The 20,693-nt window shown below is 41.0% G+C and carries 19 protein-coding genes; 16 read left to right on the top strand and 3 right to left on the bottom strand.

Annotated elements, in window-relative coordinates:
- Positions 1-3: 3 nt before the first annotated feature.
- Positions 4-1,134, bottom strand: a complete 1,131-nt coding sequence (locus OCV27_RS11740; RefSeq protein WP_125321840.1) for a methyltransferase — start codon at positions 1,132-1,134, stop codon at positions 4-6.
- A gap of 134 nt (positions 1,135-1,268) precedes the next feature.
- Here OCV27_RS11740 and bolA point away from each other — a divergent pair, with 134 nt between their 5' ends.
- From bolA to dinB, 10 genes are all read left to right on the top strand, one after another.
- Positions 1,269-1,577, top strand: coding sequence for a transcriptional regulator BolA (bolA, locus tag OCV27_RS11735; protein WP_125321842.1), 309 nt, complete (start codon positions 1,269-1,271; stop codon positions 1,575-1,577).
- 440 nt (positions 1,578-2,017) lie between these two features.
- Complete coding sequence (locus OCV27_RS11730; RefSeq protein ID WP_125321844.1) at positions 2,018-3,358, top strand: Na(+)-translocating NADH-quinone reductase subunit A; 1,341 nt, start codon at positions 2,018-2,020, stop codon at positions 3,356-3,358.
- A gap of 5 nt (positions 3,359-3,363) precedes the next feature.
- Positions 3,364-4,608: an NADH:ubiquinone reductase (Na(+)-transporting) subunit B gene (locus OCV27_RS11725; RefSeq protein WP_125321845.1), complete on the top strand. Its 1,245-nt coding sequence runs from the start codon at positions 3,364-3,366 to the stop codon at positions 4,606-4,608.
- A complete protein-coding gene (locus OCV27_RS11720) occupies positions 4,598-5,368 on the top strand; it encodes a Na(+)-translocating NADH-quinone reductase subunit C (protein WP_125321847.1) in 771 nt (256 codons plus the stop codon). The genes OCV27_RS11725 and OCV27_RS11720 overlap by 11 nt, the downstream gene beginning before the upstream one ends.
- Positions 5,368-6,000, top strand: coding sequence for an NADH:ubiquinone reductase (Na(+)-transporting) subunit D (locus tag OCV27_RS11715; RefSeq protein WP_125321849.1), 633 nt, complete (start codon positions 5,368-5,370; stop codon positions 5,998-6,000). Before OCV27_RS11720 ends, OCV27_RS11715 begins: the two co-directional genes overlap by 1 nt.
- A 7-nt stretch (positions 6,001-6,007) precedes the next feature.
- Positions 6,008-6,604 carry an NADH:ubiquinone reductase (Na(+)-transporting) subunit E gene (gene nqrE, locus OCV27_RS11710; RefSeq protein ID WP_114785191.1) on the top strand — a complete coding sequence of 199 codons (597 nt, stop codon included), beginning with the start codon at positions 6,008-6,010 and terminating at the stop codon, positions 6,602-6,604.
- A gap of 33 nt (positions 6,605-6,637) precedes the next feature.
- Positions 6,638-7,861: an NADH:ubiquinone reductase (Na(+)-transporting) subunit F gene (gene nqrF / locus OCV27_RS11705; protein WP_125321851.1), complete on the top strand. Its 1,224-nt coding sequence runs from the start codon at positions 6,638-6,640 to the stop codon at positions 7,859-7,861.
- A 141-nt stretch (positions 7,862-8,002) separates the two neighbouring features.
- Entirely contained in the window at positions 8,003-9,007 is a 1,005-nt protein-coding gene (locus OCV27_RS11700) for an FAD:protein FMN transferase (protein ID WP_125321853.1), read from the top strand.
- Between the two features lie 20 nt (positions 9,008-9,027).
- The gene (gene nqrM, locus OCV27_RS11695) at positions 9,028-9,261 is read left to right on the top strand and encodes a (Na+)-NQR maturation NqrM (protein WP_125321854.1); all 234 of its coding nucleotides are present in this window, start codon (positions 9,028-9,030) and stop codon (positions 9,259-9,261) included.
- Between the two features lie 186 nt (positions 9,262-9,447).
- On the top strand, positions 9,448-10,515 hold the full coding sequence (gene dinB, locus OCV27_RS11690; protein ID WP_125321855.1) for a DNA polymerase IV: 1,068 nt from the start codon (positions 9,448-9,450) through the stop codon (positions 10,513-10,515).
- Here the strand turns inward: dinB and OCV27_RS11685 are convergent.
- The gene (locus OCV27_RS11685) at positions 10,494-12,449 is read right to left on the bottom strand and encodes a RecQ family ATP-dependent DNA helicase (protein ID WP_125321857.1); all 1,956 of its coding nucleotides are present in this window, start codon (positions 12,447-12,449) and stop codon (positions 10,494-10,496) included. The two genes, dinB and OCV27_RS11685, sit on opposite strands and share 22 nt — an antisense overlap.
- 75 nt (positions 12,450-12,524) lie before the next feature.
- On the opposite strand from OCV27_RS11685, the gene OCV27_RS11680 reads away from it, so the two are divergent.
- The 3 genes from OCV27_RS11680 (at position 12,525) to OCV27_RS11670 (ending at position 15,424) form a co-directional block, all read left to right on the top strand.
- Positions 12,525-13,001: a GreA/GreB family elongation factor gene (locus tag OCV27_RS11680; protein WP_125321859.1), complete on the top strand. Its 477-nt coding sequence runs from the start codon at positions 12,525-12,527 to the stop codon at positions 12,999-13,001.
- A 57-nt stretch (positions 13,002-13,058) separates the two neighbouring features.
- Positions 13,059-13,805: a YggN family protein gene (locus OCV27_RS11675; protein ID WP_125321861.1), complete on the top strand. Its 747-nt coding sequence runs from the start codon at positions 13,059-13,061 to the stop codon at positions 13,803-13,805.
- A 251-nt stretch (positions 13,806-14,056) separates the two neighbouring features.
- Positions 14,057-15,424, top strand: a complete 1,368-nt coding sequence (locus tag OCV27_RS11670) for a sodium-dependent transporter (RefSeq protein ID WP_125321862.1) — start codon at positions 14,057-14,059, stop codon at positions 15,422-15,424.
- Between the two features lie 56 nt (positions 15,425-15,480).
- Here the strand turns inward: OCV27_RS11670 and OCV27_RS11665 are convergent, their stop codons facing one another.
- Positions 15,481-16,953, bottom strand: coding sequence for an aminoacyl-histidine dipeptidase (locus OCV27_RS11665; RefSeq protein ID WP_125321864.1), 1,473 nt, complete (start codon positions 16,951-16,953; stop codon positions 15,481-15,483).
- Positions 16,954-17,375: 422 nt separating this feature from the next.
- On the opposite strand from OCV27_RS11665, the gene OCV27_RS11660 reads away from it, so the two are divergent.
- The 3 genes from OCV27_RS11660 to frsA all read left to right on the top strand — a co-directional run bounded on the left by OCV27_RS11660 (position 17,376) and on the right by frsA (position 20,675).
- Entirely contained in the window at positions 17,376-18,665 is a 1,290-nt protein-coding gene (locus OCV27_RS11660; protein ID WP_125321866.1) for an NCS2 family permease, read from the top strand.
- A 70-nt stretch (positions 18,666-18,735) separates the two neighbouring features.
- A complete protein-coding gene (gpt, locus tag OCV27_RS11655) occupies positions 18,736-19,200 on the top strand; it encodes a xanthine phosphoribosyltransferase (protein WP_125321868.1) in 465 nt (154 codons plus the stop codon).
- 227 nt (positions 19,201-19,427) lie between these two features.
- Positions 19,428-20,675, top strand: coding sequence for an esterase FrsA (gene frsA / locus OCV27_RS11650; RefSeq protein ID WP_125321869.1), 1,248 nt, complete (start codon positions 19,428-19,430; stop codon positions 20,673-20,675).
- Positions 20,676-20,693: the final 18 nt, after the last annotated feature.

Raw genomic sequence — 20,693 nt, 5'->3', positions numbered from 1 at the left:
GAACTATTTAGTTGCCTGTAAAATAACAAATTTATTATTTGAGGCGATAAGTTTGATCTTAGATTTTCCAAACAACTTGGATAACTTCACATCGTAGCCGAGGTGACGGTTACCGATAACTAATAATTTCCCCTCATTGCAAAGAACATGCTTTGCATCACAGAACATTTGCCATGCAATGTGATCGGTAATAGCCTGTTGTTGATGAAAGGGAGGATTACACAAAACCAGCTCCGCGCTATTATCTCTGAATCCATCAAGACAATTATTGGTGACACACTTGAAATTTCTTTTTATCCCTAGGGAATTGAGTAAATTATTTTTTGCGCAGCTTGTTGCCATAAAACTTTCGTCTACGCATGTGAGCTGCACATTTGGATTATCAAGCCCTAGCTTAACTGACAGTACACCGTTTCCACATCCAAGATCTATTACCCGCTCAGTTGTTAATCCTTTTGGTAAGTAATCAAGTATAAATTGCGCCCCTTGATCAAGCTTTTCTCCAGAGTAAACATTAGGTAGGTTCTTGACTTCAAAACCATATTGCTCAACCCCCCACTGGGTGACAGGATCTATAGCCAGAGCATTAGGACTGTCAGCTTTAGAAAAAACTAAGCGATGTTTTTTCCAGGCCAGTGATGTATGGGTGCTGCCGAGGTATTTCTCGAACAACTTTAGCGTTGAGGTGTGGATATCTTTCGCCTTATTCACGGCAATGATAGGTACTGTCTTATCAAGGGCGTGTCTTAATTGACTTAACTGCCATATGAGGTGGCGATTGTTTCTTGGGATTTGGATGAGTACGTAATCTACATTGTCTGGAATATTAGTTATGGTATTAGACAGGGTGATACCTTCACACTGGTTGCCTTCGATATTTTTAATAGTACCTTGGTGAGCAATATATGAATCACTCATCATGGTTACACGATGTTTGTGCGTAAGCCAACAGCTCAATGCGCCAAAACTATCATTGAGAATCAAGATGTGTTTACCTGGTTCAACGTTCAATTCTTCCATATAGCTAATGAGGTACTCGTCTCCAGCATCCCATGCTTGAAGTGTCTCATTATTCCTTTTCGGGAATCTGTGCAGGGTTAAGGTACGGTCAAAAAGCGCAAGTTCAGTTTTCATATTTGTAAAGATATGGGAATTGATAAGATAAATTGTCGCAGAAGCAGAGTAAGCTGGAAACTAAAACCTTTAGCTTTGTGTATAAGAAGGTTATCATTTCTCTCTAGAGTGGTTCATATTTTCACGGTGATACAATGATACAAGAAGTGATAGAAACTAAACTATCAGACTACTTCATACCTATACACCTTGAGGTGTTAAATGAAAGCTACATGCACAATGTCCCTGAAGGTGCAGAAAGTCATTTTAAGGTAGTGATTGTCAGTGATAAATTTGAAGGGCAGAGGCTGCTTGGTCGTCATCGCCTAGTTAATCAAGTTTTGGCAAACGAGTTAGCTAATCATATTCATGCGCTATCAATTCACACCTATACCTTAGAAGAATGGAAAAAACAAAATCAAATTGCTCCAGATAGCCCAATGTGTTTGGGCGGATCCAAGTAGTATAGTGCATAAAAATAAGTATAGCGGTAACGAGTAATTCCCTGATTATAAAGTAACCAAGTTTTTAACAGGAAATATACAAATATATATCATGATCGCTTTTACTGATAAGTGTTTCATAATACGAATAAAATAAGACATTATTCAGCCTGTAGTTATCGCAATTTGTGCAGTGGTTCAAAGTTGTGAACAATACTTAACCTTTTAAACTCAAATCCTTCGAAATATATATCTGATTCCTTTCTTTGGTCATAGCGTATACTTCTAAAAAGATGCTAGACTACCGCACCTGATAAATCTCGACTAAATTTGTAACGAGGTTTTAAATAGGATGTTGCGATTTTGGTGTTTTGAACTGCGCCAAAACCGGACACTAATGTCGTGTCTAAAAGTTACGCAATCAATGAATCTTTTTCCCGATAAAAGTAGTGCAAGTGCGTATGATTACAATAAAGAAGGGTTTGGACCTGCCTATTGCAGGAACACCTACCCAGGTGATTAATGATGGTAAGACCATCAAGAAAGTCGCCTTGCTTGGCGAAGAGTATGTTGGCATGCGTCCTACCATGCATGTTCGCGTAGGCGATGAAGTGAAAAAAGCACAAGTTCTTTTTGAAGATAAGAAGAACTCTGGAGTGAAATTTACTTCACCAGCAAGTGGTAAAGTGATCGAGGTTAACCGTGGAGCTAGACGTGTCCTTCAATCCGTAGTGATCGAAGTGGCAGGTGAGGAACAGGTAACATTCGATAAGTTTGAAGCCGGACGATTAGCAGGTCTTGACCGTGATATGGTTAAAACTCAGCTAATTGACTCTGGTCTTTGGACTGCTTTACGTACTCGTCCGTTCAGCAAGGTTCCGGCCATTGAATCTTCTACACAGGCAATTTTTGTCACTGCGATGGATACCAATCCATTGGCAGTTCAGCCTGAATTGGTCATTAATGAACAGCAGGAAGCATTTGTTGCAGGTCTGGATGTACTTTCAACTTTGACTGATGGCAAAGTTTACGTTTGTAAAGCTGGTACCAGTCTTCCTCGCTCCTCTTCAACAAATGTTGAAGAGCATGTTTTTGACGGCCCTCATCCAGCAGGACTCGCCGGCACTCACATGCATTTCCTATATCCAGTTAATGCCGAGAATGTAGCTTGGAGTATTAACTACCAAGACGTAATAGCGTTTGGTAAGTTATTTCTAACTGGTGAACTTTATACTGAGCGTGTGATTTCTCTTGCTGGCCCAGTAGTTAATAACCCTCGCTTAATTCGTACCATTCAGGGAGCAAATGTTGCCGAACTGACTGATGGTGAGTTGATGCCAGGTGAAGTTCGCATTATTACTGGCTCTGTTCTATCAGGAGCGCAGGCTTCGGGTCCACATGCTTATCTTGGCCGTTACCATATACAAATCTCGGTACTGCGTGAAGGTCGAGACAAAGAGCTGTTAGGCTGGGCTGCGCCAGGTAAGAACAAATTCTCGGTAACACGAGCCTATTTAGGCCATATTTTCAAAGGTCAGCTGTTTAATATGACAACTACGACCAATGGTAGTGACCGCTCAATGGTGCCAATTGGCAACTATGAACGTATTATGCCACTGGATATGGAGCCGACTTTGCTACTTCGCGATCTATGTGCAGGTGATACAGACAGTGCTCAGGCATTGGGTGCACTAGAACTAGATGAAGAAGATCTAGCATTGTGTACCTTTGTTTGTCCGGGTAAGTATGAGTACGGAGCATTGCTTCGTGAATGCCTAGACACGATCGAAAAGGAAGGGTGATTTTCATGGCTCTTAAAAAGTATCTTGAAGACATTGAACATCATTTTGAGCCTGGTGGTAAACATGAGAAATGGTTTGCACTGTACGAAGCTGTTGCGACGGTATTCTACACGCCAGGTTTAATTACTAAGAAGAGTTCGCATGTTCGTGATAGCGTTGATCTTAAGCGTATCATGATTATGGTTTGGTTGGCGGTATTTCCTGCAATGTTCTGGGGAATGTATAACGCTGGTGGACAAGCTATTGTTGCACTTAACCATATGTACGCTGGTGATCAATTTGCTTCGATTGTTGCTGGGAATTGGCATTACTGGCTAACCGAAATGTTTGGTGGTTCGCTTGCGGCCGATGCTGGTTTGGGCAGTAAATTACTGTTGGGAGCGACATACTTCTTACCTATCTATGCGACTGTCTTTATTGTTGGTGGTTTCTGGGAAGTACTGTTCTGTATGGTACGTAAGCATGAGGTTAACGAAGGTTTCTTCGTCACTTCTATCTTATTCGCATTAATTGTTCCACCGACCCTTCCTCTTTGGCAGGCAGCCTTGGGCATCACGTTTGGTGTTGTGGTCGCTAAAGAGATTTTTGGTGGCACAGGGCGTAATTTCTTGAACCCTGCGCTTGCTGGTCGTGCGTTCCTATTCTTTGCTTACCCTGCTCAAATCTCAGGCGATGTGGTATGGACAGCAGCTGATGGTTTCTCTGGTGCGACGGCTCTGAGCCAATGGGCACAAGGTGGTAATGGTGCACTAGTCAATACGGTAACAGGTACACCAATCACTTGGTTAGATGCTTTTATCGGTAACATTCCAGGTTCTATCGGTGAAGTATCGACTCTAGCTCTGATGATCGGCGCTGCAATGATCGTTTATATGAGAATTGCGTCATGGCGTATTATTGCTGGTGTGATGATAGGTATGGTTGCGGCTGCAACAATATTTAATCTAGTTGGTTCAGATACTAACCCAATGTTTAATATGCCATGGCATTGGCATCTAGTTTTAGGTGGTTTTGCATTCGGTATGTTCTTTATGGCTACCGACCCTGTATCTGCTTCATTTACCAATAAAGCGAAATGGTGGTATGGGGCACTGATTGGTGTGATGTGTATATTAATTCGTGTTGTGAACCCGGCTTATCCAGAAGGTATGATGCTGGCGATTCTATTTGCGAACTTATTTGCACCTTTGTTCGACCATGTGGTTATTGAAAAGAACATCAAGCGGAGACAAGCACGCTATGGCAAGTAATAACGACAGCATTAAAAAGACGCTGGGGGTTGTTATTGGGTTGAGCCTTGTTTGTTCAATCATAGTATCAACTGCAGCCGTGGGTTTACGTGAGAAGCAAAAAGCTAATGCTGCTTTGGATAAGCAAACGAAAATTATTCAAGTTGCTGGTATTGATACTGACGGTAAAAAAGTACCAGAATTATTTGCAGAGTACATAGAGCCACGTTTAGTTGACTTCAAAACGGGTGATTTTGTCGAAGGCGATGCTGCGACATATGATCAACGTAAAGCAGCTAAAGACCCAGCACAGTCAATAAAGTTACCTCCTGAAGAAGATCAAGCTAAGATCATTCGACGTGCCAATGTTGGTACTATTTACTTAGTAAAGCAGGACGATAACGTGTCTAAGGTTATTTTACCAGTTCACGGTAACGGTCTATGGTCAATGATGTACGCGTTTGTTGCTGTAGAAACTGATGGCAACACAGTCTCAGGTATTACTTACTATGAGCAGGGCGAGACCCCAGGGCTTGGTGGTGAAGTTGAGAATCCGTCATGGACAGCTCAATGGATTGGCAAAAAATTGTATAATGACAATCATAAGCCTGCTATCAAAGTTGTGAAAGGTGGTGCGCCAGCGGGCTCAGAGCATGGTGTTGATGGTTTGTCTGGTGCTACATTGACCAGTAATGGCGTTCAACACACATTTGACTTCTGGTTAGGTGATATGGGCTTTGGCCCGTTCCTAGCAAAAGTTCGTGACGGAGGTCTGAACTAATGTCTAGTGTACAAAACGTTAAAAAGAGTATTTTAGCGCCAGTATTGGATAACAACCCAATCGCGCTTCAAGTTCTTGGTGTATGTTCTGCACTTGCAGTAACAACGAAACTTGAAACAGCATTCGTTATGACAATCGCAGTAACCTTTGTAACCGCGATGTCTAACTTTTTTGTTTCTCTTATCCGTAACCATATTCCTAACAGTGTGCGTATCATTGTCCAAATGGCAATCATCGCCTCTCTTGTTATTGTGGTAGACCAAGTACTAAAGGCTTATCTATACGATATCTCTAAGCAGTTATCAGTATTTGTTGGCTTGATTATTACCAACTGTATTGTAATGGGCCGCGCTGAGGCATTTGCAATGAAGTCTGCCCCAATACCTTCCTTTATTGATGGTATTGGTAACGGTCTAGGCTACGGTTTTGTTCTTATTACTGTAGGTTTTTTCCGTGAGCTATTTGGCTCTGGCAAACTTTTTGGTATCGAAGTACTGCCTTTAGTGAGCAATGGTGGTTGGTATCAGCCAAATGGTCTGATGCTACTAGCACCGTCTGCATTCTTCTTAATTGGCTTCCTGATCTGGGCAATTCGTATTCTCAAACCAGAACAAGTAGAAGCGAAGGAGTAAGAACGTCATGGAACATTACATTAGTCTGTTAGTTAAATCGATTTTTATCGAAAACATGGCTTTGTCGTTCTTCTTGGGTATGTGTACGTTTCTTGCCGTATCTAAGAAAGTAAAGACCTCTTTCGGCCTAGGTGTCGCTGTTGTTGTGGTATTGACTATTGCAGTACCTGTTAACAATCTCGTATACAACCTAGTACTGAAAGAGAATGCCTTGGTTGCTGGGGTAGACCTTAGCTTCCTAAATTTCATCACCTTTATCGGTGTTATTGCAGCTTTAGTACAGATTCTAGAAATGGTTTTGGATCGTTTCTTCCCGCCTCTGTATAACGCGCTTGGCATCTTCCTACCATTGATCACTGTTAACTGTGCAATCTTTGGTGGCGTGTCTTTCATGGTACAACGTGACTATAACTTCGCAGAATCTGTAGTTTATGGTTTCGGATCAGGTGTGGGCTGGATGTTAGCGATTGTCGCTCTTGCAGGTATCCGAGAGAAGATGAAGTACTCAGACGTACCTCCAGGCTTACGTGGCTTAGGAATTACGTTTATCTCAGTAGGTCTTATGGCGCTAGGCTTTATGTCTTTCTCTGGTGTTCAACTGTAAGTCGGGTAGACCGCAACAATTAAGGAATAGTCAATGGACATTATTCTTGGTGTAGTGATGTTTACTCTGATTGTGCTGGCGTTAGTACTAGTGATTTTGTTCGCTAAGTCTAAGCTTGTACCAACAGGTGACATTACAATTTCTGTTAACGATGACCCTTCTCTGGCGATCGTTACACAACCAGGCGGTAAGCTTCTGAGTGCTCTAGCTGGTGCTGGTGTATTCGTTTCTTCTGCTTGTGGTGGCGGTGGCTCATGTGGTCAGTGTCGTGTCAAAATTAAATCAGGTGGTGGTGACATTTTACCTACTGAGCTTGACCATATTTCAAAAGGTGAAGCCCGTGAAGGTGAACGTTTAGCCTGTCAGGTAGCAATGAAAACTGACATGGATATTGAGCTTCCTGAAGAAATATTTGGTGTTAAGAAGTGGGAATGCTCTGTTATATCTAATGATAACAAAGCGACCTTCATCAAAGAACTAAAGCTACAGATCCCTGATGGTGAATCAGTGCCTTTCCGCGCTGGTGGTTATATTCAGATTGAAGCGCCTGTTCATCACATCAAATACGCAGATTTCGATGTTCCAGATGAATATCGTGAAGACTGGGACAAATTTAATTTGTTCCGTTATGAGTCTAAAGTTAACGATGAGACAATTCGTGCTTACTCTATGGCTAACTATCCGGAAGAAGAAGGCATTATCATGCTGAACGTCCGTATAGCTACGCCTCCGCCGAACAATCCAGAAGTTGCGCCAGGCATTATGTCTTCGTACATCTGGTCACTGAAAGGTGGTGATAAGTGTACTATTTCAGGCCCATTTGGTGAGTTCTTTGCCAAAGATACTGAAAATGAAATGGTATTCGTTGGTGGTGGTGCTGGCATGGCTCCGATGCGTTCTCATATATTTGACCAGCTTAAGCGCCTCAACTCTTCACGTAAAATGTCTTTCTGGTATGGTGCTCGTTCTAAACGAGAAATGTTCTATGTAGAAGACTTTGATGGGTTGCAAGCAGAGAACGATAATTTCGTTTGGCACTGTGCTTTATCTGATCCTATGCCTGAAGATAATTGGGATGGCCATACTGGCTTTATCCACAATGTATTGTATGAAAACTATCTTAAGGACCACGACGCGCCTGAAGATTGTGAGTACTACATGTGTGGTCCACCAATGATGAATGCTGCTGTTATCGGTATGCTAAAAGATCTTGGTGTTGAAGATGAAAATATCTTACTCGATGACTTTGGTGGTTAATACATTAAGTCTATGATAAATATGGCTGACCTTGTAAGGTCAGCCATTGTTTTTTCTACGGTTAAAACTTTAAGTGGTGATAGAAGATGAACTCACTGAAGGTTCATGTGCTATTCCCATTTACTCAAAGGAGTCAAACAAGTGAAAAAATGGCTTGTTGTATTTGCTTCTCTCTTCGTTATTGCTGGTTGCGAAAAACCAATTGACCAAATTTATCTCAGTGGCCCCACTATGGGGACAACGTACAATATCAAGTATATTGTCTCCCAGGAACAGCCCTCTCCAGATGTGTTACAGAAAGAGATAGATCGTTTACTTGAGCAAGTTAATGATCAGATGTCGACTTACCGTAGCGATTCTGAATTGAGTCGTTTTAATCAAAATAAGAGCTCACAGCCTTTTGAAGTATCACCACAAACCGTAACTGTGGTGAAAGAAGCTATTCGTCTTAATGGTCTAACATTAGGGGCTTTGGATGTGACAGTCGGGCCTTTAGTTAACTTATGGGGTTTTGGGCCTGAAGCTCGTCCAGAAGTGGTGCCGAGTGATAGTGAGCTTGAAAAACGCAGAGCGGTAACAGGTATTCAACACTTAAGTGTTAATGGTAATGCGCTCTCAAAGGATATTCCCAATCTATATATTGACCTTTCCACGATAGCGAAAGGTTGGGGTGTTGATGTTGTTGCCGATTATATACAGTCACAAGGGATTGAGAATTATATGGTCGAAGTTGGAGGCGAAATGCGCCTTAAAGGCTTAAATCGAGAAGGTGTAAAATGGCGAATTGCGATTGAAAAACCAACGGTAGATGAGCGCGCAATACAGGAAATTATTGAGCCAGGTGATATGGCAATTGCAACATCAGGTGACTATCGAAATTATTTTGAAAGAGATGGGATAAGATATTCCCATATTATTAATCCTGCGACTGGGAAGCCCATCAATCACAAAGTCGTTTCAGTTACAGTACTCGATAAGTCTTCTATGACGGCTGATGGTCTCGCTACTGGCTTGATGGTTCTGGGCGAGGAGCAGGGTATGAAGATAGCCAATGAGAACAATATTCCTGTGTTTATGATTGTAAAATCGAGTGATGGGTATATAGAACTGGCATCGGAAGCGTATAAGCCATATATTAATAAATAATAGTTAGTGAGTATGTTGTTATGAATACATTTCTGATCACCTTTGGTGTTTTTATTGCCTTTATCGCCGCTATGTCTGTTGGCTATATCTTTCAAAAGAAAGTGGTAAAAGGCAGCTGTGGCGGGCTAGGGGCTGTCGGTGTAGATAAGGTATGTAATTGTCCCGAGCCTTGCGATGCACGTAAAAAGCGTGAAGCAAGAGAAGCGCTCAGAGCTGAAAAGCTTGCTGCGTGGGAAAAAGACCGCATTGCATAGCATTTTTAGGCCCGACTTAATGTCGGGCTTTATCATCTACATAAAATCCATTTAGATTTTCCCAAGTAATAGCTGAGTTTCCTACTTAACCTAAAGCGATTATCTGAAAGCAAAACTGCAATTTATCCTTGGCGTTAAAGCGAATAACTACTATACTGGTTTTTTATACAGTATTCGTTATTGTTTATGGATCAAACTAGGGTGAGAAAAATTATCCATATTGATATGGATTGCTTTTATGCTGCGGTTGAGATGCGTGATAATCCAAGCTATCGTGACCGACCTTTAGCCGTCGGGGGGCGTGAAAAGCAAAGGGGGGTAATAAGTACCTGTAATTATGAAGCGCGAAAATACGGTGTTAGAAGCGCAATGCCAACAGGGAAAGCACTTAAGTTATGCCCGAGCCTTATCGTAGTGCCTGGTCGTATTCAATTGTACAAGCAAATCTCACAGCATATTAGAGGTATTTTTTCTCGTTATACGTCTCTTATTGAGCCTTTGTCTTTAGATGAAGCGTACTTAGATGTGACTGACTGCCAACTGCATCAAGGTTCTGCAACTTTAATAGCACAAGCTATTCGAAATGATATTTTTCAGGAGTTAAACCTTACTGCATCAGCAGGCGTTGCACCAATAAAATTCCTAGCCAAGGTTGCTTCAGATTTAAATAAGCCAAATGGTCAATATGTGATTTCACCAAGTTATTTACAGCTAGAAATAGACAAGCTTCCACTAGAAAAAATCCCTGGAGTTGGTCGAGTAAGTTTGGGCAAATTGCACAAAGCAGGCTTGTTTACGTGTTTGGATGTTAAAAAAAGTGATTATCGTAGCTTGCTTTTAGATTTTGGTCGCCTCGGTGCTGCGTTATGGAGTAAAAGTCATGGTATTGATAATCGTCCTGTAGTGGTCGAGCGTGAGCGAAAATCTGTAGGAGTTGAAAGTACATTTAGTCAAAACATTATGACTTTTGAGCAGTGTTGGCATGTGATTGAGAATAAATTATTTCCTCAACTTGAAATTAGGCTGGCAAAAGTATCCCAAGAAAAATCAATATTAAAACAAAGTGTTAAGGTTAAGTTTGCAGATTTCCAGCAGACAACTATTGAGCATATTCACCCAGAGTTAGATCTAGGCTATTTTAAAGTACTACTTCGGGACATTCTTAAGCGACAAAAGGGCAGAGAGATTCGCTTGTTAGGCTTGAGTGTTATGCTCAAACCGGAAGAAGACAATCAGCAATTAAGCTTTTTCTGAACATCATTTTGTGAGGCTATCATATTAAGCACTTGTTGATATGGATAGTTACTAAGCTCACCAAACCCGACCATCTTCTTCGCTTTTATTTTTGTAAACCATGGAATGGTAATACCACAAAGAAATTTTGCTTTGATGGCATCTGATAATGATGTCGAGACTTTTTCGAGTTCCTGTAGCCACCTGCCGATATCTTCTAAACCGTTACTCATATTAGTTTTCTCGGGCCAAGCTTTAGTTTCTCCTCGACAGACACTGCAATGACCGCATTGTTTAGGGGCGCTTAGATCAGAGAAATAGCTTGCCAGAGCATGATTTAGACACTGATTGGATTTAAATAGATGCAATAGATTATGAATACGATCTATGTCGCTGTGCTCTTTGTTTTTGAATAAGGCTGATAGTTGATTAGCAATTTGCTCTGGAGAGGTTTTGATTTCATTAACTCGGTAAACTTCAGTCATTAGTTTACTTTCTAGTTCTATCCAACCTTGCTGGTGAAAGTAATCGAGGGCGGAAATAGCTCTATTACGTTCACCTTGGTAGTTATGCCAAAGTTCGTCAAAGTCAACCTGACACCATATTTTAGCTTTTGAAGTACTATCAAATAGCGCTTGAGTAAATACGCGTCTTTCACCATTAAATTGCGTTATTATTTCACTTTGTGGTACCAGAAATTTAAATCGATATTCTGCGAAGTAGGTATATTGAGCACTGATAATCTCTTGCAATTCCATATAGACTAGCAAGGTTTTGAGTGGTAGTTGTCGAATGTTGCTTTGGTTTGAAAGGCGTGAAATGACGACTTCCCATTGAGGTATTGATGAAGTAGCTTGCTGTATCACGTCGAGGATTTCAGTATATTCAGGTGTATCGCCAAAAATATAGTTTTCTAGTGTACAAACTCCTTCTTCATTTGCCAGTAATAGGCATTGCGAGGGATGTCCATCTCGACCAGCACGGCCGATTTCCTGAGCATAATTTTCAATCGACTTCGGTAAATCAAAATGAATCACTCGGCGAATATCTGATTTATCCACCCCCATCCCAAAAGCAATGGTTGCAACGATGCAGTTGGTTTGACCTGACATAAACTTGTGTTGGATATTTTCTCGTTGATGACTTTTTAGGCCAGCATGATATGCCATGGCATCAATTCCCTCAGAGATCAACAGCTTGGAAATTATCTCAGCGGTATTTTGTTGGGTAACGTAAACAATAGTAGTTAGCTTAGGCTTTTGATTAATAATTGAAAGTAATGCAGACTTTTTTTCTTCTACTGAGCATGGAAGGATTGAAATATCTAGATTGTGGCGATAAAACCCAGTGATAGTAATATCATCCTTATCAATATTAAACTTATGGCCCATATCGTTTAACACAGCTTGTGTTGCTGTTGCGGTTAAGAGCAATACCTGAGGTATAGAAAGTTGCTGCTGTATTTGGGGGAGCTTTAAATAATCAGGACGAAAGTTATGCCCCCACTCTGAAATACAATGTGCTTCGTCGACCACCAATAATGAGATGCTTTGTTGTGACAAAAATTGGCGAAAGCGCTCGTTTTTCAGTCTTTCAACGGAGACCATTAAAATCCTAGCCTCTCCATTTTGCACATTGTTCATTGTTGTTTGAATTTCTTCCTTACTTTGACCTGAATGGAGTGAAGCGGCTTCTATTCCTTTATGGTGTAAAAATGACAATTGATCTTTCATAAGGGCTAATAATGGCGAGATCACTAGCGTGAGATGAGGAAGGCACAAAGCCGAAAGCTGATAGCATAGTGATTTCCCTGAACCCGTTGGAAAGATAGCCGCACATGATTTCCCGCTCAATACTTTGTCTATGACTTGGTATTGTCCTTCTCTTAACTGCTCAAAACCAAAGCACTGTTGTAACTTTTGGTAGATGATTTGTTGGTTATTTGAAGTCTGCATTTTTGCTATCAGTATGACTTGGGCTCATGAGATAGTATTCTAGAGAGAATATTGGCTGAGGAACATGGTTTTAGTATGAATAAGTTTGAGCTACTGCAAGCAATATTACTAGAGATGGAAAATTCTTTGTCTATAGCACATAGTGCGACGCAAAGAGCGATTGAATCGGCAACCGATGAACAAACGGTTCCTGAACATAAATACGATACTTTAGCTTTAGAAGCTTCTTACTTAGCTCATGGTCAAGCTATGCGGGTTGAAGAGTGTGAGCGTGAGCTTAGCCAGATGAAACAATTGCAGTTACCTCAAAAGAGTGAAGTTGTGACACTTGGGAGTTTGGTTGGCCTTTTGGATGACAATGATGAGCCTAAGTGGTTTTTTGTAGCACCTTGTGCGGGAGGTTTAAAAGTAGATTATCAGCAGCAACGAGTGATGCTAGTGACATTAAATTCTCCCCTTGGGCAGGCGCTAAAAGGTAAATCTATCGGTGATGAAGCTGAATATAATGTGGGTCAAGCAAGTTTTAGTTATCAAATCGATACAATAATTTGACGCAAGAAGGCAAATTGTTTGGTACGGTTTGGAAGTATTCAACAAAGCGAGATAAAAATGAAACAAGTGTTTTTGACGATACCTCTGCTGATAATGGTGAGCCAAGTCAATGCTGCTCAATGTAAAGTCGACTTAAAAAGCGATATTAAGCTAAATGGCGAGAGGCTAGAGATTCATCAGGAAAGTGGTAATACAGCAGTGGTTGATTCGGATAACAGACTCTTGATTGAAGGGAAGGAAGTGGTCCTAGAGCCTGAACAAAAACAGGCAATCTCAGACTATCGTGCTCATTTGAATGACTACCTTCCGCGCGCGAAACAAATTGCTCGTGATGGACTCACGCTTGCAAACGATATCATAGATGATGTAGGTAGAAGTTTTGATGCGCCAGATGCGTTTGAAAGTGTTAAAGCATCGATGCAAGAGTTCTACGCCGACATTGAACAAAGGTACTACAAAGAAGGAGATTTAATTCTACCAGCAGATAGTTTTTCGTCTTTAAGCGAAACTTGGTCTCAAGACTTTGAAAATGCAAAAAAACTTTTTAATCAAGAATTTATATCGAGTGCTTTCACGGCGATGTCTGAGAAAATGAAAGCTGAAGATGGGATCAACCTGACTCAAATGGCTGAAACTATGAGTGAGCTTAAGGAGCGGATAGCGACTCGACTCAAAAAGCATGCTGGAGAAGTAGAGAAGCAAAGCCAAGAGTTTTGTGACTCTTTGGATGATCTTGCCCAGGAAGAAAAAGAACTGCATCAGATAATCCCACAGCTTCAAGATTATCAGGTATTTACTATTTAACTTGCTCCTGAAACTATGAGTTAGATATTTTTGATAGAGCGCTTTAGGCGCTCTTTATGTATACACCATTCTTTTTCTATTTAATTAGATACTTATTGATAGAGTAATTATTTTTGTAAAGAACTATTTACGTTCTGTGATGTGTTTTTTTCTGAGTAAGTAATGATTAGTACCTTATATCTCTGGAGTGTAATGAAAGATTGTAATATCGTACTAGCCAACTAGTTTATAGATGCGGTACTTAAGGTCGTATGACACCCACAGACAACTTCGAATCTCGGGAGCACTTTGGCTCTCGTTTAGGCTTTATTTTAGCGGCAGCAGGCGCTGCTGTTGGGTTAGGTAATATATGGGGTTTTCCTACTCAGGCAGCAAGTAATGGGGGAGGGGCCTTCTTACTCGTCTACCTAATCATGATTTTGACCGTTGCTTTTCCGATGCTTGTTGTTGAGATGGCTATTGGCCGTCATGGGCAAGCTAACCCAGTCGATAGTATGCGTTCCCTAACGTCTAACCAAACAATGAAAAAGTTTGGTGCTATGGTTGGCTGGATTGGTTTGAGTGTACCCAGTTTGGTGCTCGCCTTTTACAGTATTGTTGGAGGCTGGCTTATATGTTTTCTCTTAGGTGCTATCACTGAAGTTGCAGGTATAGAATTGGCAACAGAGTGGCTGCAAGGTTTTAGTGTCGAGCGCAATTTATTTGGTACTTTGGTTTTTTATGTGCTGACAATCTTGATAGTTCAAGGTGGCGTAAAGCAAGGTATTGAAAAATGGTCAACTCGTCTTATGCCTGCACTATTTATTCTTTTTGGGTTGTTGTTCGTTTATATCATGACTCAAACTGGTGCAACAGAAGGGTTGCAGCATTATCTGGTCCCCGATTTTAATAAGATAATGGATGGTAAATTGATCTTGGCTGCTATGGGGCAAGGCTTCTTCTCCTTGACAATTGGTGGCTGTTCTATGCTTATTTATGGTTCTTATCTCAGTAAGAAAGAAAATCTACCCAAGATGGCGATGCACGTTACGCTTGTTGATACCTTGGTGGCATTCATCGCTGGATTAGTGGTGATGCCTGCTATGTTTGTTGCTATGCATAAAGGTGTCCAGATCTATGCCGAAGATGGTGCCCTACTGAGCTCGGATACACTAGTATTTACTGTTCTTCCTTTGATGTTTGATAGCTTAGGTTTGTTGGGGCAGTTATTTGCGATAGTGTTCTTTACTTTATTGATAATTGCGGCGTTAACATCCTCTATTTCGATGTTAGAATGCCCAGTTGCTTTAGTTGGCGAGAGATTTAAAACCAAGCGCAGTACGACTAGTTGGGTTCTAGGTGGTCTGATTGCGTTATTTAGTACAGTAATAGTATTCAATTTTGGCAGTTTGTTTGGATTAGTTGCAACAGCAGCAACCCAATACCTTCAGCCTGTTGCTGCACTTTTGTTTTGTGTATTTGGTGGTTGGGTTTGGAATCGTCACTCCAAAATCAAAGAATTAGAACAGGGTTGCCCAGAATTTACTTTAGGTTGGTTTGGAAGATTTTGGCCACTCTATGTTAAGTTTGTTTGCCCTATTTTAGTTATAACCGTTATTTGGGCTTCGTTTAGCTCATAACGAATTGCAAACAAGACCTTTTTATAAGGTCTTGTTTGCTTTGGAAGGGAAAGAGGCTAGTTTTTTTCTGGAATAGCTTCAAGCAAAGCTACCATTTGCTCCCAATATAGCGCGACTGTATCTATTTTTACTTTCTCATCTGGAGAGTGGGGGAATTTTATGGTCGGGCCAAATGAGACCATATCCATATTTGGATAAGGATTTTTAAATAAGCCACATTCGAGACCTGCGTGGATAACCATAATGTTTGGTTTATGGCCATAGATGCCTTGATACATTTCGCGAAAAATGGACATAATCTCCGAGTCTGCGTCTGGCTTCCAACCAGGATAAGCTCCAGAAAATTTAATGCTAGCATTGGCAAGCTCTGCAATTGAGGTAAGCATGCTTTCTACTTGACTACGACCAGAGTCGATTAAAGAGCGAACAAGGCAAAGTATCTTAATCGTGTTGACTTCAGTACTGATAACCCCCACATTGAGTGACGTTTCGACCACACCTTCTATCTCATCACTCATACGGATAACCCCATTAGGGCATGCATTAAGTGCTGCAATAAAGCGCTGTTGGTCGGCTACGGAGATCATTTTTTCTGTCGGTTCTATTTCTTGATTAAGAGAAATGATGCTGGTTTCCGTTTTTCCTAATTCTTGTTGTATTTGGTCAGTATATGCATTGAATAAGTCTGCCAATTTAGATTCATTTTCAGCAGGTATAGCGACGGTAACGAAAGCCTCACGAGGGATAGCATTGCGAAGGCTCCCTCCACGAAATTCAATCAAACGTAGATCTAACTCTTGAGCGTGACCGGCAAGAAAGCGAGCAACGAGTTTGTTGGCGTTGCTTCGACCGGTATGTATATCACAGCCAGAGTGCCCACCCTTTAGACCTTTCATAGTAAGCTGACGAGTAGTGTAGCCATTGGGAATCGCTTCGCGTTGAATGTCGAAAGCTATTTCACCATCAACACCACCAGCGCAACCCATGTATACTTCACCTTCTTGTTCGGAATCAGTATTGAGTAAGATCTCTCCTTCTAGCCAACCAGCTTCCAGCCCAAAAGCACCTGTCATACCTGCTTCTTCATCGATAGTCAGCAAGACTTCTAATGGTCCATGCTTGATATCATTAGAAGCGAGTACAGATAAACATGACGCCATACCCATGCCGTTATCTGCACCAAGCGTTGTGCCTTTCGCTGTCACCCACTCGCCATCAATGTAAGGCTGGATTGGATCCTTAGTGAAATCATGGACGGTGTCCTCATTTTTCTGCGGGACCATATCAATATGGGCTTGTAGTACGACCCCTTTCTTATTTTCCATACCAGGTGTTGCAGGTTTTTTGATAAATACATTACCCACGGTATCTCTTCGAACGGCCAAGTTCTGCTCTTTGGCCCAGCCTATTATGTACTGAGCTAGTGCTTCCTCATGTTTAGAAGGATGTGGGATGGAGCAAATTTTGTCGAAAAACTGCCATACAAGGCTAGGTGATAAGTTGCTTATTTCAGAATGGAATTCAGACACAGATGACTCCTTAACTGTGGTGAGGAAAGTTTTGGCAAATGACTTTAAAACCTCACCATGGTGCAAGGCTTGTTTAGCCGACGAACTCTAACTCCTGAGAATATCACCACCCGATGTTGTGTAGTAGTAAAAGTGAGCAAAAAATTGTTTTTCTGTCACATAAGTGTCACGTTGGCGAGGTTTGATAATTATTGTTTATGTAAGAGTTGTTTTAGCTAATTATTATGTAATTTAATTACACGAGGTTGAGTTTTAAGGTATTTTTGTCTTGATAAACAAGATGTAATGTTATTTGAGTTGTAGTTCTAAAAATAGAATACTCCATTGGAACTCAAATCTATCTGGAATTTGAAAATGTTAGACTCTATAATCCCGCCAATCGATTACGCAACCGTTTACTTTTTCACCTTTGGAACTCGATTATGTTCGAAAAAATCTTTAAACTCAGCGAGCACGGCACGAACGTAAAAACTGAGATCATTGCCGGTCTAACGACTTTCCTGACCATGGCATACATCATTTTTGTTAACCCTGCAATTTTAGCCGATGCAGGTATGGATCATGGTGCAGTATTTGTAGCAACGTGTTTAGCGGCTGCAATTGGTTGTTTTATAATGGGTTTTTTCGCAAACTATCCTATTGCACAAGCGCCGGGTATGGGACTGAATGCTTTCTTTACGTATGCTGTTGTTCTTGGCATGGGTTATACGTGGCAAGTCGCTTTAGCTGCGGTATTTGTTTCTGGTCTGCTCTTCATTCTATTGAGTGTGTTTAAAATTCGTGAGTGGATAATACATTCTATTCCTCTGTCTTTACGCACTGGTATCTCGGCAGGTATTGGGCTTTTTCTTGCTTTTATCGCATTAAAAAATGCAGGAATTGTGGTTGATAACCCAGCTACCTTAGTGTCCTTAGGAGCGATTACATCCTTACCTGCAGTACTAGCAGCAGTGGGTTTTTTCTTGACAATTGCTTTAGTTAATCGAGGTGTAAAAGGTGCCGTCATGATTGCTATTTTGGTTGTTACTGGCTTAGGCTTAGCTTTTGGTGATATACAATGGGCAGGCATTATGTCGGCTCCACCGAGTATTGCGCCAACTTTCTTACAACTCGATTTTTCTGCTGTGTTTGAAGTTGGGATGATTTCGGTCGTTTTTGCTTTCTTATTTGTTGATTTGTTTGATACCGCGGGAACCTTGGTTGGTGTTACACAGAAAGCAGGTTTAATGGATAAAGATGGCAAAATTCCTCGCTTGAGCAAAGCTTTATTAGCTGATTCAACGGCTACATCTGTAGGCGCATTACTCGGTACATCAAATACCACATCGTATATTGAGAGTGTATCTGGCGTTGCTGCTGGTGGGCGAACGGGTTTAACGGCTGTTGTCGTTGGTATTTTGTTTCTACTTGCTTTATTCTTTTCACCTTTGGCGGGTATGATTCCAGCTTATGCGACGGCTGGTGCATTGTTTTATGTGGCTATTTTGATGTTATCAGGTTTAGCTAGCATTGACTGGCGAGATTTGACAGAAGCTGCCCCCGTTGTTGTTACCTGTCTTCTTATGCCTTTGACTTTCTCAATTGCTGAAGGCATTTCTTTAGGTTTTATTGCTTATGCTGCAATTAAGTTATGTAGTGGTAAAGGTCGAGATGTTTCCCTTAGCGTTTGGGTTATGTCGATAATCTTTATCCTCAAATATATGTTGGCATAGCGGTTTTAATACAGATTATCCCACTATTAGTTAGCGGTAGGATAATCTGTCAAATAATTGGGTTATTACAATGACTAAGAAGTTCATTATTACGTGGGATCAAATGCATGCCTACTGCCGAGAACTCGCTGAAAAGCAAATGCCTGCTGAACAGTGGAAAGGAATATGGGCAGTGAGTCGAGGTGGCCTTGTCCCCGGTGCTATTCTAGCACGCGAACTTGGTATTCGTTATGTCGACACCATTTGTATCTCTAGTTACGATCATGATCATCAGCGTGACATGAGTGTACTCAAAGCACCGGAGGGAGATGGTGAGGGTTTTCTAATTATTGAAGATCTAGTTGATAGTGGAGATACTGCACGTAAGCTACGGGAACTTTACCCAAGAGCTAAGCTTATTGCCGTTTGTGCCAAGCCATCTGGTGCCCTTCTTCTTGATGATTACGTTGTTGATATTGAACAAAAAACTTGGATTGAGCAACCTTGGGATATGTCAATCCAGTATGTCGAACCAATTAATCGCAAGCAGAAGTAATTTGCTGTAGTGCAACTAAAATTGCTTTTCTCGTTGAGAACAGTTGTCTAAATCAATGATTGAATGAAGTGGTCCTTAGAGGATCACTTTTGTTTTCAGCTGCATTTAGCCATAGTGCTAATACATGCGTAGCTAAGTGTTAGCTTGTACATTAAATGATAATTCAAAGCTGATTTTTAACGCCACTCAAGTATACAATGTAGGAAACTTTATGATTAGGCCATGTTATGTCTGAAGAAGTGAGTAAAAACCTCTCAGAAACACTGTTCACCAATCACAAGCAAGCCAGAGAAACGTCTTCGCTTACTCACTACATGCCAAGCAGTCAGAAAATATTGGATGATAAGCGTGAGAGGGATGGTTCTAAATGGTATCGGAATATGCAGCGAATGCAGTGGACATGGCAAGGTGTCGATCCAATAGAAGCTGAAGCTGTTTTAGCTAAAATAGCTTTTTCCAAGCATTCGAGGAGCCATGATGAATGGCTCGATACTGTGATGGGATATCATAGCGGGAACTGGACTTACGAGTGGACTAAATTGGGTATGTTGCATACCAAACGTTCTAATGAACTTGAGGGTGAAGACGCTGCTGATGAGTTATTTAATGCGTCTTTGTGTTTTAGTATTGCAGGTTATCCTCATCTTAATAATGACAACTTAGCATCTCAAGCTCAGGTTCTTGCTAGCAATGCTTATTCAGAAGCTGCCAAAAAAACACAATATATAGTTAAAAAATTAGAAATTCCATTTCAAAATAAACGTATTATTGCTCATTTACATTTAACTAGTACAGACAAACCGCAGCCTGTTGTCATGGTCAGTGCTGGATTGGATAGCCTACAAACGGATCTTTGGAAGCTTTTTCGAAATCACCTAGCGGCAAAAAATATTGCGATGTTGACTGTTGATATGCCTTCAATAGGACATAACAATCATTGGTCATTGACTGAAGATACCTCTCGCTTACATCAAGTTGTTCTTAATGAACTGTTTCATATTCCATGGGTGGATCATCATAGAGTGGGTTTGTTAGGTTTTCGTTTTGGAGGCAATGCGATGGTGAGGCTTTCATTTGTTGAGCAAGACAAACTGAAAGCTTGTGTCAGTCTGGGAGCTCCAATTCATGATGTTCTTTCCTCGCCAGAGAAATTGAAAAAAATGCCTAAGATGTACCTTGATGTTCTGGCTTCTCGTCTCGGTAAAAATGCAGTGGATATTAATAGTTTAGCAGGACAACTCATGGCTTGGTCGCTTAAAGTTCAGGGCATACTGTCGAGTCGCAAAACCAAAGTTCCTATTTTAGCGATGAGTTTAGAAAATGATCCTGTCTCTCCCCATAGTGATAATCAGTTAGTTGCATTATTTAGCGACTATGGAAAAGCAAAGAAAATCAGCGCAAAAACAATTACACAGGGGTATGAGCAATCCCTCGATTTGGCGATCAAATGGTTGGAGGATGAGTTAATTAGATGACAAAATACATAAATTAGT

It is taken from the genome of Vibrio pectenicida, from assembly GCA_024347015.1.
Classification (GTDB): domain Bacteria; phylum Pseudomonadota; class Gammaproteobacteria; order Enterobacterales; family Vibrionaceae; genus Vibrio; species Vibrio pectenicida.
The sequence above is the reverse complement of the archived record's forward strand: the minus strand, read 5'-3'. Positions and strand labels throughout refer to the sequence as shown.

Bases quoted from the DNA above. Each gene is read 5' to 3' on its own strand.
- OCV27_RS11740 (WP_125321840.1), bottom strand. From the start codon at position 1,134: ATGAAAACTGAACTTGCGCTTTTTGACCGTACCTTAACCCTGCACAGA.
- bolA (WP_125321842.1), top strand. From the start codon at position 1,269: ATGATACAAGAAGTGATAGAAACTAAACTATCAGACTACTTCATACCT.
- OCV27_RS11730 (WP_125321844.1), top strand. From the start codon at position 2,018: ATGATTACAATAAAGAAGGGTTTGGACCTGCCTATTGCAGGAACACCT.
- OCV27_RS11725 (WP_125321845.1), top strand. From the start codon at position 3,364: ATGGCTCTTAAAAAGTATCTTGAAGACATTGAACATCATTTTGAGCCT.
- OCV27_RS11720 (WP_125321847.1), top strand. From the start codon at position 4,598: ATGGCAAGTAATAACGACAGCATTAAAAAGACGCTGGGGGTTGTTATT.
- OCV27_RS11715 (WP_125321849.1), top strand. From the start codon at position 5,368: ATGTCTAGTGTACAAAACGTTAAAAAGAGTATTTTAGCGCCAGTATTG.
- nqrE (WP_114785191.1), top strand. From the start codon at position 6,008: ATGGAACATTACATTAGTCTGTTAGTTAAATCGATTTTTATCGAAAAC.
- nqrF (WP_125321851.1), top strand. From the start codon at position 6,638: ATGGACATTATTCTTGGTGTAGTGATGTTTACTCTGATTGTGCTGGCG.
- nqrM (WP_125321854.1), top strand. From the start codon at position 9,028: ATGAATACATTTCTGATCACCTTTGGTGTTTTTATTGCCTTTATCGCC.
- dinB (WP_125321855.1), top strand. From the start codon at position 9,448: ATGGATCAAACTAGGGTGAGAAAAATTATCCATATTGATATGGATTGC.
- OCV27_RS11685 (WP_125321857.1), bottom strand. From the start codon at position 12,449: ATGCAGACTTCAAATAACCAACAAATCATCTACCAAAAGTTACAACAG.
- OCV27_RS11680 (WP_125321859.1), top strand. From the start codon at position 12,525: ATGAATAAGTTTGAGCTACTGCAAGCAATATTACTAGAGATGGAAAAT.
- OCV27_RS11675 (WP_125321861.1), top strand. From the start codon at position 13,059: ATGAAACAAGTGTTTTTGACGATACCTCTGCTGATAATGGTGAGCCAA.
- OCV27_RS11670 (WP_125321862.1), top strand. From the start codon at position 14,057: ATGACACCCACAGACAACTTCGAATCTCGGGAGCACTTTGGCTCTCGT.
- OCV27_RS11660 (WP_125321866.1), top strand. From the start codon at position 17,376: ATGTTCGAAAAAATCTTTAAACTCAGCGAGCACGGCACGAACGTAAAA.
- gpt (WP_125321868.1), top strand. From the start codon at position 18,736: ATGACTAAGAAGTTCATTATTACGTGGGATCAAATGCATGCCTACTGC.
- frsA (WP_125321869.1), top strand. From the start codon at position 19,428: ATGTCTGAAGAAGTGAGTAAAAACCTCTCAGAAACACTGTTCACCAAT.